The organism is Viridibacillus sp. NPDC093762, assembly GCF_050279675.1.
Taxonomy (GTDB): Bacteria; Bacillota; Bacilli; order Bacillales_A; family Planococcaceae; genus Viridibacillus.
On record NZ_JBNNUK010000004.1, the window covers coordinates 66092 to 83101 of the forward strand.

The window sequence follows — 17010 nt, forward strand, 5'->3', positions numbered from 1 at the left end:
TTGTTTTATTTCACTTGGCTCTTTACTTCTCTTCCCTGTAAACAGGCTGTAATTGACTCTGCATTTTTTGCCATCATATTATTTCTAGTACGAATTGAAGCACTACCTATATGAGGAAGTGCTACAACATTTGGCAATGTTAATAAAGGATGAATAGTTGAGACTGGCTCTGTTTCAAAAACATCAAGTCCTGCTGCCCAAATTTCTTTATTTAATAACGCCTCATATAAAGCTTGCTCATCTATAACTCCACCGCGTGCAACATTGATAAGAATTGCGCTGTTTTTCATCAATGTAATTTCACGTTTACCGATTAACCCTTTTGTTTCAGATGTTAACGGCGTTAATAGCACAACAAAATCAGATTCTTTCAGTAATAGATCTAACTCTGCATACTCAAAACCATACTTTTCTTCAGCCTCAGGCTTTCTTGTACGATTGTGATATAGAACTCTCATATCAAAACCCATTCCTCGTCTTGCTACCGCTTCTCCGATACGTCCCATTCCTACTACACCTAAAGTTGCACCATGAATGTCCATCCCTGTTAATTGGTTAACAGACCAGCCTGTCCATTTACCCTCTCGTACTTCACGCTCTGCTTCTGGGATTCTACGAGCTGTTGCTAGCATTAGAGCAAATGCTAAATCCGCTGTAGTTCCTGTTAAGACATCTGGTGTATTCGTTACAATAATCCCTTTTTCCTTTGCAGCTTTAATATCAATATTATTATAGCCAACTGCTAGGTTAGCGATTATTTTTAACTTTGGTGCCTGTTCTATAACTTCACGAGTTATTTGATCAGAAATCATGACCCACATTGCATCTGCTTCACTAGCTGCTTGTTTTAATTCTTCAGCAGGCATCGGTCGTTCCTCTGATGACCACATCTTCACTTTAGCTATTTCTCGGAGTGGTGCTATGCACTCCTCTGATAATTTCCTGGTAATCCAAACTAACGGTTTCATCTAAACTTCCTCCTTTAAAGAACATAGTGAAAGTTTATCATATTATCAAATTATTCTGATTAAAATGCATAAAGACTGTCTTAATAGATAAATTTAACATGTCTATTAAAAATTTCTCACAGTTGTTTCTAATTCTGTAGCAGCTTGTTTTAATTGTTCTGAAGTTTCACTAATAGTTGTTACAACATTCGATAATATATCCATTCGTTGCTCTATCTCTTGGAAATCTTGAATGGTTACATTTACAACCTTACCTATGTTCTCAAATTCCTGCATAGATTTGTTATTTGCTTCAGCACCATTATTTACAAGGATTTGTATATCTTGAATAGCTGTTACTACTTGACTGGTTACACCACTGGATACACTGATTAGACTTGCAATTTGTTCGACAGATTTCTTCGTTTGATCTGCAAGTTTACGTACTTCATCAGCCACTACAGCAAATCCTTTACTATGTTCCCCAGCTCTAGCAACTTCAAAATGGAGAAGGAAGACGGATTCGAACCCCCGCGATAACATTTTTTACATGTATACGCGTTTTTTCTTGTTGTCTTTCCAACAATTGATTTGAAAATTAATCGTATTCTTCAAGAACGATTTGTTGTTCAAAGCTCCAATAACGCACCTTTATATCGATTATTCCAATAAATATTAAGTGTTTTTATTCTGGCACAATCACAAATAGGTCTAAATATTATTCGCACCACAAAAAAAAATGAGCGCTCCCTTCAGCGCCCATCTTCATATTATTATTTCATTTTTTATAGTTCATCAAAACCATTATCTTGAACATTTACCTTCACATATTGACGTGAACGTTGTTCGAAGAAGTCAGTTTTCCCTAAATCAACATCTTCATAGGCTTTGATCCATTTCATAGGATTTTTGCGGTAGCCGTCAAAAGGTCTTTCATAGCCTAACTGTGAACAGCGTACATTCGTATAGAAGTAAATATAATCTTCTACATCATCTACATCTAAGCCATCAATTTTATCTCCAATGACTTCATGTGCCCATTCGATTTCAAGTGCAGCTGCTTCACGGAAAATATCTTCAACTTGCTTAGCTCGCTCTGGCGTATCGTATTCAGGATACTCTTCTAACAATTCTTTATAGATTTTAACGAATAGGTCAACATGAAGCTGTTCGTCGCGGTTTATATAGTTAATCATTGTACTCGTTGCTACCATTTTTTGATTGCGTGCTAAATGGTAGAAGAATGCGAAACCAGAATAGAAGAATAAACCTTCTAAAATGACGTCATAGACGATGGAATTTAACATATGGTCGATATTAGGTTCTTCAGAAAATGTTTTATATCCTTTAATAACGAAGTCATTTCGTTTTTCAAGGACTGGCTCTGTACGCCAGAAATCAAATACTTTATCTTGCTCATCTTTTGATACTAAACTTGAAAGAATATATGAGTAAGAATGGTTATGAATTACTTCCTGCTGTGCAAGGATAATCATTAAAGCATTTAAGCTAGAATCTGTTAAATAATCTGCCACTTTTCCTGCATAGTCTGTTTGAACACTGTCTAACATTGCAAGTAAACCGATTGTTTTCATAAATGCTTCTTTTTCATTCGCTGTTAATGTTGGGAACTCTTTAATATCATTCCCCATATTAATTTCGAAAGGAGTCCAAAAGTTACCTAACATCTTTTTATATTTTGGATACGCCCAGCTAAAACGAACATCATCCCAGTTTAATATATTTGAAGAGCTCCCGTTTACAATACCTGTTGAACGGTTTGGAGCTGTTTTATCCATTAATTGACGTTTTTCTAGTTTTGTCATCGTAGTTCCTCCTAGCTTGCACATGATTCACATTCTAATAGTTCAACCGATGTTGAGCGGACGTAGTATGTCGTTTTAATGCCCAGTTTCCAAGCATTTAAGTGCAATTCTAATAGTTCTTTAGCCTTGACAGTGTTTTGTACATATAAATTTAGCGAAATACCTTGGTCGATATGACGGGCACGTGCTGCGTTTTGTTTTAAAGTCCAATTTTGATCAATAAAGTAAGCAGATTTGTAATACCAAGTTGTTTCTTGGTTCAAATCAGGGACAGTTACCGGGATCTTATAATCCTTTTTCTCTTCAGAATAAGATTTTTGGAAGATCGGATCAATACTTGCCGTACTTCCTGCAATAATTGATGTTGATGAGTTCGGCGCAATAGCCATTACATAACCGTTACGCATACCATTTTCAGCAACTGCTTGTTGTAATGCAGTCCACTTTTCATCTTTATATTGTCGCTTTGAGAAGTATTCTCCTGTTTGCCATTCCGAACCTTCAAATAATGGATATTGGCCTTTTTCTTTTGCTAATTCCATTGATGCTTGAATTGTTAAATAAGCAATTTGCTCATAAAGCTTATCCGCAAATTCAACAGACTCCTCTGATTCCCATGTAATACTCTTCAGTGCCAATAAATGATGCCAACCGAATGTACCAAGACCGATACCACGATAACGGGCATTTGTACGTTCTGCTTGTGGAACAGGAATACGATTTAAGTCGATAACATTATCTAACATACGCACTTGAATTGGGATCAATCTTTCTAAAGCTTCAGCAGGGACAGCTCGTCCAAGATTGATAGATGATAAGTTACATACAACGAAGTCTCCAGGTTTGCGACGCGTTACAATGACATCATCTTCTAATGTAATTGACTCGAATTTAGTGGCGCTCATATTTTGGAAAATTTCTGTACATAGATTACTTGAGTAAATCATACCTTCATGCTTATTCGGGTTTTTACGGTTTACTTCATCACGATAGAACATGAACGGTACGCCAGTTTCTAATTGACTACGCATAATGCGTTTCATGATATCAATTGCTGGTACAGCTTCACGTGTTAATATCGGGTTCGCTAAGCAAGCTTCGTACTTTTCACGGAATGAACCTTGTCCACGTTTTTCGTCATAGTAATCTTCAAGATTAAAGCCCATTACTTCGCGAATTTCATGCGGGTCAAATAAGTGCCAATCTTCACGTGCTTCAACAGCCTCCATGAAAATATCTGGTAAGCTAACGCCTGTGAAAATATCATGTGCGCGCATACGTTCATCACCGTTATTTAATTTTAAATCAAGGAATGGGAATATATCTTTATGCCAAATATCAAGATAAATAGCAATCGCGCCTTGTCGTTGACCTAATTGATCTACTGATACTGCTGTATTATTTAATTGTTTAATCCAAGGAACAACACCGCTTGATGCCCCTTTAAAACCACGAATGGATGATCCACGGCTACGTACTTTCCCCATATAAACGCCGATACCACCGCCAAACTTCGAAAGTGTCGCAACATCAGTATTTGAATCATAAATACTTTGTAAGCTGTCATCAACTGTATCGATAAAGCAACTTGATAATTGACCATGTGTTTTACCTGCATTTGATAATGTAGGAGTAGCAGTCGTCATATATAAATTACTCATTGCCCAGTAAGATTCTTTAATTTTTGCAAGACGATCTGTTTTTTCATTCTGCATTAGAGTCATCGCTATAATCATCCAACGCTCTTGAGGTAATTCGATTGGTGTTTTGTCAAAGTCTCGAGTTACATAACGATCCAACAGTGTTTTCAATCCGATATATGTAAAGATTTCATCACGTTTAGGTTCAATCATTAAGCCAATCTCTTCAAGTTCCTGTTTTGTATATGACCTTGTTAAAGCTGGGTCATATAAACCTTTTTCGACAAGCTTCTTAACTTGTTTAGCAAATGCTGTGTATACCTGTCCTACTTCTAATTGACGTACTGTAGATGCTTCTTTATAAACACCCGCCAACAATAAGCGAGCTGCAACGAATGTCCAATATGTGTCTTCTTCATCTAAAAAGCTTAACGCTTCTAGGCTCATCGCCTTCGTCCATTCAGCATCAGTGCCTTCTGGATTCTTATTTTCCCAGCGTTCAGACTTTCTAATAAGCTGACTAATTTCCTCTCTACCAAACTCTTCCTCTAATCGAGATAATAATATTGCTCTTTCATATGTCATTAATTGGACCATATCGTCGTCTCCTTTTTTACAAATATAAAAAGCGATGAATCTGCCTTCTTCGGCAGAGCCATCGCTCTAGGTTTTAAAATTGGAAACAGGCGAAATCACAACAAAAAAATACTTTTGAAATCAAAAGTAAATTGTTCAATGTAAAGTCTCTCGCTTCCACTTCTCAACCCCCGAAGAAAGTGTCATCATGCGCAAAAAGGCAGGTCTACTGGCTCATGCATCATCCAACTGTCACCCTTCCCAAGCATTGCTCAGTGGTTAATTGACAGTCGTCCGCATTCACAGTTGCGGGGACAGCTTCGGTTTCTCTACCGAATTCCCTTTTAAACCGTATATGGTACCTTTTTTCGCTCACATACTATATATTGTGTTTTACTGATTAATCTAATCTAACATATTGTGTTCCTGTCAGACAAGTGGAAATGCTAAATTAAAGTAAATGAAAGCAAAAGACCTACGAAAAATGTTTTATTATTTCCTATAATGTCTATTTTTATTTTAAAAAACAGGAGGTTAGAATTGTTTTAAGTAAGAAAATAATAAAAAACTACCCAAAATTGTATTTTGGGTAGCATAATATCTATTTTAGTAACAATTAATCGTCTTCATACTCTTTTTCGAAATCAAGAATGGCACCAGTCTTAGCGTCAATTTCTAATTCGTATTCATACATACCATCTTTTACTTCAACTTCATAAACGCCGTCTTCTTCATCCAATTCAATTTTAGTAATGGTACCTTTTGCTTTTGTTAAAGCAATTTGAGAAGCTTTTTGCTCACTGATGAAAGGTGTTACTGGATTTGGTGTTTTTGTAATTCTTTCTTTATCAGTAATCATAACTTTCCCAGTTATTGCATCGACTTCGATATCATATTCATAATCAGTAGTTAAAATCTCAAAATCATATACTCCGTCTTCACGGTCATATTCAGCTTTTTTCACTGTACCATTAACACTTTTTAAAGCAATTTCTTTTGCTTTTTCAATACCTATTACTTTATTACTTGTTGATGGCTTTGAAGGCTTCTCGGTATTTCCAGTACTTGGAATACCCGGTTTAGTATTTGTGATTACATCGTCAGCTACTTCTGATTCTTTTTTAATAACATTTCCTGTTTTTGCATCGATTTCAAAATCATATTCTGTTGCACCATTAATAATTTCGATTTCGTATACGCCATCACTTTTATCTAGTTTGGCTTTTTGTACAGTACCACCAACATTATTTAATGCTATTTGTTTCGCTTTCTCTAAGCCAATCACTTTGCCAGTTACTACTTTTTTTGAAATCTTCTCTTTTTCTTTTTTCACAATTTTCCCTGTGTACGCATTGATATCAAAATCGTATTCATATCCAGCTCTAATGATTTCAATTTCGTAAATACCATCTTCTCGATCTAATTTTGCTTTTTTCACAGAACCTTTAACCGATTTTAATGCTATTTCTTTCGCTTTTGCTAAACCAATTACTTTTTTATTATTAACTGAATTAGATACTTTTGTTGTTTCTGTTTTCTTTTCAAGTAAATTCCCCGTTTTAGCATCTAATGTTAATTCGTATTCTTTACTTTTGCCTCTTACATCAACTTCATATACTTGAACACCTTTTTCTTTGTCCAATTCTACTTTGTATACTGTACCTTTTACGTAGCTAAGTGCCTTTTTCGAAATTTCTTTTGAAGATAAAATTTTACCTGAGTTAGTTTGAATACCCGCTGCCGCAACTACTCCAGAGACTGCAAGTGATCCCGTAATTGCTAATGCCGTAATCATTTTTTTCATAATTATCTTCCTCCTCTTTGTTGATACTTATACTTTACACAATGAAAATGAAAGAATAAGGAGAATAAGATTAGAATTTGATGAGAAATTATTAATCCCACGTAATGGATAACACTTTGCCGGAAATAGCATGGATTTGGAAGACTGCATCTTTGTCGTTACCTTCAATCTCCACTAAATAATATCCGCCATCACTCGTATCGTAAAAAGAAATTTCATCTACAGTTCCATTCAGTTTTTTCTTAGCAATAGTAATCACTTGTTCCTTAGATAAAAGTGAAGAATCTTGCTCTGCATCTGCTTGAATTTCTGATAAAACTTCCCCATTAATTGCATCTATTAATAAGTTAATATGCTCTTTACCATTTACTACTTCTATTTGATATACCGGTTCTTCCTTATTTGTATTGAGTGAGATTTTTTTTATATCCCCGTCATATTGTTCTTTTATAATTTTTCGTATTCCAGTTTCTGGTAGATAGTTTATTTTTTCTTTAACAGCTGTTTTTTTCTGCTTCATCAATAAGATTTTGCCTGATTCAGCATCAACTTCGAGTTGATAAAGCTTGTTATTTCTTTGAAGCTGCACTCGATATTGATCGTTTATAGTAAGGAAGGAGATAATTTCCCCTCCATACATCGTTTCAATATTATTATAAATTTCATCAGTTGTAAGAGGTGTTTCTTTCGTCAGTTTATTCCAAATCATGATACTAAGAATCGTCGCAATAATAATGAGTGTCACAATGAATAGTATTGATAGTTTTTCGCGAATGCGCATATCATCGTTCCCCCTCATTACTATTTTCAAATCGCAAGACGATTGTAGTTCCTTCACCTAGCGTACTTAATACAGTAATATTAATTGCTAAACGCTCAGCAAGCTCATGTGCAATAGCTAGTCCTAAACCCGTACCACCGGTTTTGCGATTACGATCCTCACTAACACGATAAAAACGATCAAATAAATGTGGAATATTCTCTTGAGCAATGCCTTGACCAAAATCTTGAATGCGAACGACTAATTGCGATCCCTCTTTTGCTATGCTTACATTAATTTCACGTTCACTATAATGGCGTGCATTTTCTAAGAAAATAAAGAATAGCTGTTTAATTTTTTGTTCATCCGTTTTCGATGTAACTGGACCTTTACCTAGTAAGTTAAATTCTCTGCCATAAGCTTGATGCATTTGATGTAATGTATCCTCTAATACTTTATAAATATCAACTGATGCAATGGACAATGGTGATTGTTCTTTATTTTTGGCTAATTCAAGCATTTGTTGAATCATTTCATTCATACGAATGGATTCACTTAAAATTGCTTGGACCGCTTCATTTGCAACTTCTTTATTATCAAAACCACGTCTCTTCAATAGACGTGCATAACTCTCAACTACAGTTAAAGGTGTCTTTAGTTCATGAGATGCATTCGAAACGAAATGCTCTTGCTTACGAAAGTTTTGCTCCAACTGGCACATCATCTCATTAAATGTACGACTCATTTCAGCCATTTCATCTCGGCCTTCATTTTCTACATTTATTTTTTCGAAGGTTCCTGACTTTTGGCTTTCCTGCATCGTTGCAATTAGCCGATGAATTGGTTTAGTAACGATACGCCCTAGCGTCATACTTGAGAGTACAATAGGAATTGTTGCTAGAATTGTTACACCAAGTAAGACAAGACGTAACAACTCTAAATTTCGCGCTACGTCCTTCATGGATTGTAGCATTTGAATGTGTACAACAGAACCGTCAACCCAAATTGCCGGCATACTCATGGATAACACTGGTATACCTTCGTATTTTTCCACTGAATATCGTTTATGCTCATCTATATTGGGATGATAATCCTCAATACCTTCAGTAGATTGTACCGTAACGAGTGCTTCCCCATTTTTATCAACGGCTCTTATTGCCCCCCTTGGAGGGATATATGCGCGTAATATAGTCGCTGGGTCATTTACTTTACTTGTCTGGCTAATAGACGTTACAAGCTCTGTTGACTCAGATAATAGTTGATTGTACTCTGTGTCATAGGCCATTTTTTCAAATAAGAAGTAAATTCCAACCATCGTAAGTACAAGAATAATCAACATAACAAGCGACGAGAAAACATGAATTTTAGTCTTAAGCTTCATCCACCTGCTCCTTTAATACATAACCGACACCACGGACTGTTTGAATAAGTGGTTGTTTACTGCCTTTATCCACCTTCTGACGAATGTAACGAATATAAACATCTACGACATTCGTATCCCCGTAATAATCAAACCCCCATACAGCATCTAAAATTTGCTCACGTGAAAGAACTTGTTTTGGATTCTTGATTAAATAAAGTAGTAATTCATATTCCCTTGGTGTTAAATCAATCGATTTCCCATTTCTTTTTACTTCACGCGTCTGTTCATGTATAGACAAGTCTGCATACTCATGGAAAAACTCATCTTGTTCTACAGTGACTTCCATTTGCTGAGGATTAAAACGGAGTGCCGCTCGAATTCGTGCTAGTAATTCATCTATTTCAAAAGGTTTTGTCATGTAATCGTTAGCGCCAAGATCCAGTCCAGCCACTTTATCTTCAACATCACCTTTTGCAGTGAGCATAATAACAGGTGTATTAAATTCTGTTGCACGAATTCGCTTCAATACATCCAGCCCATTCAAACCTGGAAGCATAATATCCAGTAGTAGGAGATCCCATTGCTGTTCACGGTATAAAATAAGTCCATCTGTTCCTGTATGGGCAATTCCCGTTTCATAACCTTCAAATTCTAATTCCAGTTGTAATACACGTGCAATTTTTTCCTCATCTTCTATGATTAAAATGCGCTCAGCCATTATTCTCACCAACCGTTTTTTTATTTCTATAGTATCATGTCATTATGAAAATTCCATGAGAAGGACTATATGATAGACAAATTTCCCAAATAAAAAGAGCCTACCTTTATTTTAAAAGGTAGACTCAATTTTCATTAAAATACGATTATCGCTAATACAATCGCTAAAATAATTCGATAGATAGCAAATGGTGTTAATTTTATTTTGTCGATAAGTATTAGGAAGAATTTAATTGATAATAGCGCAAAAACAAAAGCACTTACGAACCCTACTGCGTAAAATCCAATATAGTCCATCGACATGTACTGCCAATTTTTCAAAACAGATACTAAGCTAGCCCCTGCCATAATTGGCACTGCCATGATAAATGTAAAATCCGCTGCCGTTTTATGATCTAAACCTAGTAACACCCCACCTGAAATGGTCGCACCTGAGCGTGAAAACCCTGGCCATAATGATAAACACTGTACTAAACCAATCTTTAATGCTTGACCGTATGAAATTTTATCTAAAGTAGTAACTGTCGGTCTTTTAGGCCCAAATTTATCTGCAACAATCATTAAAATTGCACCAGCTACTAAGCTGAAAATAACCGGTTTTACTCCAAATAAATAGTCATCGATATAATCTTTGAACGCAAATCCTAAAATCACTGCAGGTAGCATTCCTACAATAACATGTAATAAGTTAAATTTACGATTTGCTGGTTGACCTTTAATTTTATAAAGGCCTACTAAACTTAATAATCGTTTCCACATGACTACGACAACCGCTAAAATAGAGCCTAACTGTACGACAATTTTAAATGTATTAGCAGAATACATTCCTAAAAATTCTTCGGTTTTTAACCACATATCATCTACAATGATCATATGTCCTGTAGATGACACGGGTGCAAACTCCGTCATTCCTTCTACTAAGCCCAGTATAAGAGCCTTTAATAATTCAATAAAGTCCATAGTATCTCCTTATTCTTTTAATAATTGAAATGCCGAATCCTCACGCCATTTCTAGCTAAACTATCATACCACAATATACACCGTTTAACTTTTACCATTATATTAAAAATTACTTACAAAACTCTACGTCTACAACCCACATTTCCGAACGACTATTCGTCCTAATTGGTGGTCCCCAAAACCCGAACCCTGATGACACGATTGTATGCGTTGCTGCCTTTAGTTTATAACCATAATCATGTTCGAATGTTTTTCGAGTAATGTATTGATTTGGCCACATTTGTCCTAAATGTGTATGTCCTGATAAATGTACATCTACACCAAGTTTGCTTGGCGTTTCAATATCCGTAGGCGTATGGTCCATAACAATCCAAGGTAGCTTGTGATTAACGGTTGTTGCTAATGTTTCTAGAGAAGCTCTATCCCCATTAGTTTTGTCTTCTCTTCCTGTAACATAAAACGAATCTGCAACTAGAATGGTTTCATCTTGTAAAATGTTTACGCCAGATTTAGCCATTTCATGAACAAATAATGGAATTTTACGTCCATAATATTCATGATTGCCTAAAACGCCATATACACCGTATGTACTTTTTATTTGCTTCATCACTTCACTCATTCCATATTCCACATACCAAATGGGATCATCATCAACTAAATCTCCAACTAAAAAGACAACATCTGGTTTTGCTTCATTAGACAATTTTACAAAACGTTCTAAATGAGCTTTATTCGATAAAATACCTAAGTGAAAATCTGAGCCTATGACCATTCTTAATGACTTTTGTACAGGATTAGCTTTTTGAATTTTAATAGTAAGATTTCTTACAACTGGTGAGTACGCCATATAGCTACCGAAAGCTACAATGATGAGTAATAATACGGCAACAACATAACCAACCCATTTTATTTGTGAGTCTGGTAAGAGCCATACAAGTAAATTCGCTAGTGGGAATAACAACAAACCGTACTGAATAACAATCATCCAATAGCTCCCAATAACTTTAAATAAACGTAACTTATGATGAATGCGTTCAATCAGGATGCTATAAGCGACGATAGTCCAAATCACTCCGAAAACGACTTGTCCCTCAAAAGAAAAAGCAACATGGAGCCATGTATAGACATTCCATCCTAAATAGAAAACTAGTGCATTATATAGTAGAAACCCGATTAATCCAAATCCAATTCTTTTCCCCATAAAATTCCTCCCTGTTCCTTTTCCTGCTAGTATAGCATTTCATGTAAATGACGACTTGTTAGAAGCATACCTAGTAATTCTACGTCTCTGGTCTTAGTTGAAAATGCATTTCAGGGCCGTTTTTCCAAAAACAATCCTAGCGTAATATAAAGGTACAAACGAAGGGAGGCACTAACTTATGAAAAAAGTCGGATTATTTATCATCGGCATCATCGCCGCTATCACAATTTTATGTTCACTTGGTGCTATGGCAGGATTGGTTATTTCAGGAGCCATTCTATATGCAGGTATTCACTTCTACTTAAAGAGTGAATCAACATTTTCAAAAATCATCTGGGCTCTTGTTGCAATCGCGGGTTTACTAACAGCTGTAGCGAATATCCCTAGCTTTATCGGTTTAATCGCAATCGTTGTACTTTGGTATATTATTCGTAAATGGGACGGTAAAGAAAAATCGGCAATTATCACTGCAAAAACAGATGATCCATTCACAAATTTCGAAAACCAATGGGATGAATTAACAAAATAAGGGGGAATTTTAAAATGGCAAACTTACTACAACGTCTAAAATATACACTTGAGGCCGACTTACATTCAGTATTTGATAAAAAGGAAGCTAAAAACCCTATCGCTATGCTAAATCAGTATATCCGTGAAGCGGAAAAGCAAACAGAGCAAACTGGTAAATGGTTAGAACGTCAAGCATCTCTTAAAAAAGAACTTGAAAACGAGCTAGCAGTAGCAATCGAAATGTTCAATAAGCGCCAAAAGCAAGCCGAACTTGCTAAGCTAAGTGGCGAAGAAGATTTAATCGGCTTTGCAGAACAAGAAATGTCTGCTTATGCAAACCGACAAATCGTATTAAAAGATAGCATTAACAAAGCAACTGAAGAACTATTTGGCTTGGAACGCAAATACGAAGAAATGAAACATAAAATTAAAGATATGAAAGTCCGTCAGCTCCAATTAATGGGGAAAGAAAATGTCACACGTGCCCATAATCAGATGGATCGTGTTTTAAATCCAGAAACAAACGGGCAAGTCGGTAAACGTTTGGAAACTTTCGAATCTATGGAAGCTTATATTGAGCGTCTAGGCCAAAAAATTAATCAAGAGCATGAAATTTCATCTATGGAGCACCGTCTAGCAATGTTAGAAAAAAATGAGCCTCAATCAATTACAATTATCGAAGAAAAATTAAGCTAATACTAGACTTCTTTGGAAGGCCAGTTATACTAAAAAGGAGAAAGGCAGATGCCCTTCTCCTTTGAGTTTTTCTATTAAATAAATATTATTATGCGAAGAAGGAGGACAATATGAATCAAATTACAACAAATAAACTGACGATGTTACTTATCATCTCGCTATTGCTAGTCTTTATCGAAGTGACGTTTTTCGGTAATGGCAGCATTATTTTCGCCCTTCTTGGCATAGTAATGATTTATATGAGTATTAGTAAACGCCGAAAATGGTTATTTTGGATGGGTGCTGTCATCAGTATCATTTCATTATTTTCAATGTGGAGTTTACGCATTTTTGTCGTAGTAACACTTTTATATATTTTATGGCAACTAAAAAAAGGGGCTCCTATCTCAATTTCACTACCAGAGCAATTTGATCACAATCAAATCGGTGCCCAATCTATTATTCAAAATAAAGCATTCTCTTTTCAAAGGACTCCTACAAACGCTTACGAATGGCAAGATATTCATGTACAAGGGATTGTTGGTGATTTAACAATTGATACAACACAAACACTTTTACCGAAGGGTACTTCCCTTATATCAGTTCGTCAAGGCTTTGGAAAAGTGAGAATTGCCGTACCCTATGAAGTTCCAGTACGAATTCATTTTAATACTCTAGTTGGTGATGTTCAGCTTTTCGGCAACAAAATACCACGTTTATGGAATAAAACAATTTCTATGAAGGATGGCTATAATCAAGAAATTGAACATACTGTTGAGCTGATTATTACCGTATCAACTTTATTTGGAGATGTTGAGGTGATTCGTAAATGAAATCACTTTTCCCAAGATTTCTAACCATTTTCCTTATCGAAGTTGCCATTGTTTTATTCGTTTTCTTCATTTTATGGGGACTACCTGAATTAGATTCTTGGTCCCCTCTTTGGAAATTATATTATTTAGAACTACCACTTGGTTTGTGGATTGCAACATTATTAGCTATTTTCAGCATTAGTATTGCTATTTGGTCTATTTCATTAACACAAAGTAAAGAAAAAGAATTAGCAAATGTACTACAATCCGTAATACAAACAGATAGAAATACACCCGTTTCAACAAAATATTTATCTGAAAATGTTCGTAAATCTATTGAGTCTGTTGAAGACCTAATCAATACTCAACGGAAAAGTCTCCAACGAATTACAAATGAACGAGCTGAGGCTGAGGATAAAATAATTCAAGAGCGAATCATTCAAGAAAGACAGCGCCTTGCTCGCGAATTGCATGACTCCGTATCTCAACAATTATTTGCAGCTTCTATGTTATTATCAACGGTCAATGAAACAGCACCTGAAGATTTACCATTACATTTCACAAAACCATTAAAACAAACAGAGACAATTGTACAACAAGCGCAACTGGAAATGCGCGCTTTATTATTACATTTACGACCGGCTGCCTTGCATAACAAATCGCTGGCTCAAGGTCTTGAAGATTTATTGTTTGAATTAAAGCAAAAAGTTTTCTTCAACATACATCATCGTTTAGAAGAAGTTTCTTTGCAAAAAGGTGCGGAAGACCATTTATTTCGGATTGCCCAAGAAACCTTATCCAACACTTTACGCCATGCAAAAGCAACTGAAGTTGACATTTTACTGGTGGAACGTGATAATCTTGCTATTTTCCGTGTACAAGACAATGGGGTTGGCTTCCAAGAGTATGATGAAAAAGCCGGCTCATATGGTTTAAAAAACATTGAAGAACGTGCCATCGAAATTGGTGGTACTTGTAAAATTGTTTCCGTTCCAAATCAAGGAACAGTTATAGAAGTAAAGATTCCAGTAGAGAAGGAGCATGAACCAGATGATTCGAATATTATTAGCGGATGACCATGAAATGGTACGGATTGGTGTATCAGCCTATCTTCAAGCACAACCTGATATGGAGGTAGTTGCTGAAGCTACTAATGGGCAAGAAGCGTTTGACCTATCGTTAAAACATCGACCTGATATTATTTTAATGGATATGGTAATGCCCATTATGACAGGTGCTGAAGCTACAGCTGCAATTATTAAAGAGTGGCCACAAGCCAAAATCATGATGGTGACAAGCTTCTTAGATGACGATAAAGTTTACCCAGCTTTAGAAGCTGGCGCTATTAGCTACTTGCTCAAAACAACTAATGCAAAGCAAATCGCTGATGCTATCCGTCAAACTGCAAATGGTACCCCTGTTTTAGAGCCTGAAGTAACGAGTAAAATGATGAAGCGGTTACGTCAAACTGATCGTCCTCTTCATGAAGATTTAACTGAACGAGAGAAAGAAATCCTCCTTTTAATTGCTCAAGGAAAGGCCAATCAAGATATTGCTAACGAACTTTTCATTGCCTTGAAAACGGTCAAAACACATGTTAGTAATATATTAGCTAAACTTGAAGTACAAGATCGTACTCAAGCAGTCGTATACGCGTTTCAACATCATTTAGTGAAGTAAATGATGTTGGAAACAATAAATCATTTTAATAAATCCCTATTTTGTGATAATAAGTAATAATATGATGTTTTAATACCACAATTTTTAAAGAATTATCTAAATTTTCCTATAGTTATGAGTATAGTCTCTACAAACTATAATTTTCGTCACACAAAATCACTCTTTTTACCGATTCTAAAATTATTTTATTAGTGTAATATCCAAAATAGTATAATTTATGGAAGGTATATATATGCGAAATATTGGGCGAATTATTAAATCCGAACGTATAAAACAAAACATGAAACAAAAAGTACTTGCTGAAAATATTTGTTCTACATCTTATTTAAGTAAAATTGAAAATGGCAACAAATCTCCCTCTCCCGAAGTATTGAACGACTTAATTGAACGTTTACAAATTGATTTAAACTACTTTTCACAAGAAAACGAAGAGCAGGTTATGGATAATCTTTACGAAAATTACAAATCTATTGTACTAACTCGTAACGAGCAAGCTGCTAAGGATAAAGTTAACCATTATATGAACTATGAAATCAAGTTTGATGAACCAAAAAACTTTTACTATTATAATCTGTATTTGTTCAGACTTTTTTTAGTCTCTAAACAACCTCTAAATGAAATAGAACACTTTTTAACAGCCTTTTATGCCATGGAAGAAAATTTAGATGCACGTCAAAGTTTTATCTATAACGTCAATGCTAATATCTATCATTTTAGAAAAAGCAATTATATAAAAGCACTTTCCTATTTAGAATCATCTATAAATTTATTACCTAATATCCAATTAGAAGATTGGGAAAGAGCCGATTATTATTATATATTAGCTTTAAATTATTATTCCTTAAACCAAAACTTAAACGCGCTTAATTATGCAAAGAAATCTAGTGCTATTTACGAATCACTAGGATACTTCGCACGCTCAGTTGATTGTAAAACTTTAATTGCAGCAACATACATTCAAAATGGTCACTACGCTAGTGCAGAGCAAATTTTAGAAGATACTTCGCTCTTCTGTCATCAACATCAACTTCAACAATTTGAAAGTTTACTGTCGCAGAACATGGGCTTTATCTTTGCTCTCCAAGGGCATGCAAAAAAAGCTATTACTTTTTACAAGAAAAGCTATAAAGCTAAAACAGAAACTCTTAGTATTCTCATAACTATCCATTCAATCATTAAAGAATACTCTAAATTAAAACAAGAAGATTATGTGCGAAAATGGTGCGAAAAAGGGCTAAACCTTATAAAGGAAAATGAATTAACCGACAATACAACTACCTATTTGTATCACTTTAAAATTTTTAAAATGAAACATCAGTTAATTCCCTTTGACGAAAAGCTAATAGCCAATGCCATCGACCATTTCCAACGAATCAATGACATTAAAAACGTTCAAAAATACGCTATTCTTTTAGGCGATTTACTTTATGAGCAGCATGAATATAAAAAAGCCGCTTCCTACTTCCAAAGGTCAACTGAAGCTATGTATCAATTAAAGTATATTAATAAGTGGGAAGACCTCACATAACAGTAAAAACC

At 35.2% G+C, this 17010-nt stretch carries 16 protein-coding genes and 1 riboswitch; of the genes, 6 read left to right on the top strand and 10 right to left on the bottom strand.

Annotated features, from left to right (window positions below):
- Positions 1–5: 5 nt before the first annotated feature.
- The 10 genes from ACQKM9_RS07285 to ACQKM9_RS07330 all read right to left on the bottom strand — a co-directional run bounded on the left by ACQKM9_RS07285 (position 6) and on the right by ACQKM9_RS07330 (position 11794).
- Positions 6–968, bottom strand: a complete 963-nt coding sequence (locus ACQKM9_RS07285; RefSeq protein ID WP_427733718.1) for a 2-hydroxyacid dehydrogenase — start codon at positions 966–968, stop codon at positions 6–8.
- 105 nt (positions 969–1073) lie between these two features.
- Positions 1074–1490: a methyl-accepting chemotaxis protein gene (locus ACQKM9_RS07290; protein ID WP_427733719.1), complete on the bottom strand. Its 417-nt coding sequence runs from the start codon at positions 1488–1490 to the stop codon at positions 1074–1076.
- A gap of 242 nt (positions 1491–1732) precedes the next feature.
- On the bottom strand, positions 1733–2773 hold the full coding sequence (locus ACQKM9_RS07295) for a ribonucleotide-diphosphate reductase subunit beta (RefSeq protein WP_427733720.1): 1041 nt from the start codon (positions 2771–2773) through the stop codon (positions 1733–1735).
- 11 nt (positions 2774–2784) lie between these two features.
- Positions 2785–5010: a ribonucleoside-diphosphate reductase subunit alpha gene (locus tag ACQKM9_RS07300; protein ID WP_427733721.1), complete on the bottom strand. Its 2226-nt coding sequence runs from the start codon at positions 5008–5010 to the stop codon at positions 2785–2787.
- A gap of 181 nt (positions 5011–5191) precedes the next feature.
- Positions 5192–5370, bottom strand: a riboswitch (cobalamin riboswitch).
- 235 nt (positions 5371–5605) lie between these two features.
- Entirely contained in the window at positions 5606–6793 is a 1188-nt protein-coding gene (locus ACQKM9_RS07305) for a PepSY domain-containing protein (RefSeq protein WP_427733722.1), read from the bottom strand.
- A gap of 91 nt (positions 6794–6884) precedes the next feature.
- Entirely contained in the window at positions 6885–7574 is a 690-nt protein-coding gene (locus ACQKM9_RS07310; RefSeq protein WP_427733723.1) for a PepSY domain-containing protein, read from the bottom strand.
- 1 nt (position 7575) lies between these two features.
- Complete coding sequence (locus tag ACQKM9_RS07315) at positions 7576–8934, bottom strand: ATP-binding protein (protein WP_427733724.1); 1359 nt, start codon at positions 8932–8934, stop codon at positions 7576–7578.
- A complete protein-coding gene (locus tag ACQKM9_RS07320) occupies positions 8924–9634 on the bottom strand; it encodes a response regulator transcription factor (protein WP_427733725.1) in 711 nt (236 codons plus the stop codon). The genes ACQKM9_RS07315 and ACQKM9_RS07320 overlap by 11 nt, the downstream gene beginning before the upstream one ends.
- Positions 9635–9768: 134 nt before the next feature.
- Complete coding sequence (locus ACQKM9_RS07325; RefSeq protein WP_427733726.1) at positions 9769–10593, bottom strand: undecaprenyl-diphosphate phosphatase; 825 nt, start codon at positions 10591–10593, stop codon at positions 9769–9771.
- Between the two features lie 109 nt (positions 10594–10702).
- On the bottom strand, positions 10703–11794 hold the full coding sequence (locus ACQKM9_RS07330; RefSeq protein WP_427733727.1) for a metallophosphoesterase: 1092 nt from the start codon (positions 11792–11794) through the stop codon (positions 10703–10705).
- A 178-nt stretch (positions 11795–11972) separates the two neighbouring features.
- Here ACQKM9_RS07330 and ACQKM9_RS07335 point away from each other — a divergent pair, with 178 nt between their 5' ends.
- From ACQKM9_RS07335 to ACQKM9_RS07360, 6 genes are all read left to right on the top strand, one after another.
- Positions 11973–12323 carry an ABC transporter permease gene (locus ACQKM9_RS07335; RefSeq protein ID WP_427733728.1) on the top strand — a complete coding sequence of 117 codons (351 nt, stop codon included), beginning with the start codon at positions 11973–11975 and terminating at the stop codon, positions 12321–12323.
- Positions 12324–12337: 14 nt separating this feature from the next.
- A complete protein-coding gene (locus ACQKM9_RS07340; protein ID WP_427733729.1) occupies positions 12338–13000 on the top strand; it encodes a PspA/IM30 family protein in 663 nt (220 codons plus the stop codon).
- A gap of 110 nt (positions 13001–13110) precedes the next feature.
- On the top strand, positions 13111–13812 hold the full coding sequence (liaF, locus tag ACQKM9_RS07345) for a cell wall-active antibiotics response protein LiaF (RefSeq protein WP_427733730.1): 702 nt from the start codon (positions 13111–13113) through the stop codon (positions 13810–13812).
- Positions 13809–14867 carry a sensor histidine kinase gene (locus tag ACQKM9_RS07350; protein ID WP_427733731.1) on the top strand — a complete coding sequence of 353 codons (1059 nt, stop codon included), beginning with the start codon at positions 13809–13811 and terminating at the stop codon, positions 14865–14867. The genes liaF and ACQKM9_RS07350 overlap by 4 nt, the downstream gene beginning before the upstream one ends.
- Positions 14842–15471 (top strand): response regulator, encoded by a 630-nt coding sequence (locus ACQKM9_RS07355; RefSeq protein ID WP_427733732.1) that lies wholly within the window; start codon positions 14842–14844, stop codon positions 15469–15471. The genes ACQKM9_RS07350 and ACQKM9_RS07355 overlap by 26 nt, the downstream gene beginning before the upstream one ends.
- A 232-nt stretch (positions 15472–15703) precedes the next feature.
- Positions 15704–16999: a helix-turn-helix domain-containing protein gene (locus tag ACQKM9_RS07360; RefSeq protein WP_427733733.1), complete on the top strand. Its 1296-nt coding sequence runs from the start codon at positions 15704–15706 to the stop codon at positions 16997–16999.
- Positions 17000–17010 lie beyond the last annotated feature (11 nt).

Bases quoted from the DNA above. Each gene is read 5' to 3' on its own strand.
- ACQKM9_RS07285 (WP_427733718.1), bottom strand. From the start codon at position 968: ATGAAACCGTTAGTTTGGATTACCAGGAAATTATCAGAGGAGTGCATA.
- ACQKM9_RS07290 (WP_427733719.1), bottom strand. From the start codon at position 1,490: ATGTTATCGCGGGGGTTCGAATCCGTCTTCCTTCTCCATTTTGAAGTT.
- ACQKM9_RS07295 (WP_427733720.1), bottom strand. From the start codon at position 2,773: ATGACAAAACTAGAAAAACGTCAATTAATGGATAAAACAGCTCCAAAC.
- ACQKM9_RS07300 (WP_427733721.1), bottom strand. From the start codon at position 5,010: ATGGTCCAATTAATGACATATGAAAGAGCAATATTATTATCTCGATTA.
- ACQKM9_RS07305 (WP_427733722.1), bottom strand. From the start codon at position 6,793: ATGAAAAAAATGATTACGGCATTAGCAATTACGGGATCACTTGCAGTC.
- ACQKM9_RS07310 (WP_427733723.1), bottom strand. From the start codon at position 7,574: ATGCGCATTCGCGAAAAACTATCAATACTATTCATTGTGACACTCATT.
- ACQKM9_RS07315 (WP_427733724.1), bottom strand. From the start codon at position 8,934: ATGAAGCTTAAGACTAAAATTCATGTTTTCTCGTCGCTTGTTATGTTG.
- ACQKM9_RS07320 (WP_427733725.1), bottom strand. From the start codon at position 9,634: ATGGCTGAGCGCATTTTAATCATAGAAGATGAGGAAAAAATTGCACGT.
- ACQKM9_RS07325 (WP_427733726.1), bottom strand. From the start codon at position 10,593: ATGGACTTTATTGAATTATTAAAGGCTCTTATACTGGGCTTAGTAGAA.
- ACQKM9_RS07330 (WP_427733727.1), bottom strand. From the start codon at position 11,794: ATGGGGAAAAGAATTGGATTTGGATTAATCGGGTTTCTACTATATAAT.
- ACQKM9_RS07335 (WP_427733728.1), top strand. From the start codon at position 11,973: ATGAAAAAAGTCGGATTATTTATCATCGGCATCATCGCCGCTATCACA.
- ACQKM9_RS07340 (WP_427733729.1), top strand. From the start codon at position 12,338: ATGGCAAACTTACTACAACGTCTAAAATATACACTTGAGGCCGACTTA.
- liaF (WP_427733730.1), top strand. From the start codon at position 13,111: ATGAATCAAATTACAACAAATAAACTGACGATGTTACTTATCATCTCG.
- ACQKM9_RS07350 (WP_427733731.1), top strand. From the start codon at position 13,809: ATGAAATCACTTTTCCCAAGATTTCTAACCATTTTCCTTATCGAAGTT.
- ACQKM9_RS07355 (WP_427733732.1), top strand. From the start codon at position 14,842: ATGATTCGAATATTATTAGCGGATGACCATGAAATGGTACGGATTGGT.
- ACQKM9_RS07360 (WP_427733733.1), top strand. From the start codon at position 15,704: ATGCGAAATATTGGGCGAATTATTAAATCCGAACGTATAAAACAAAAC.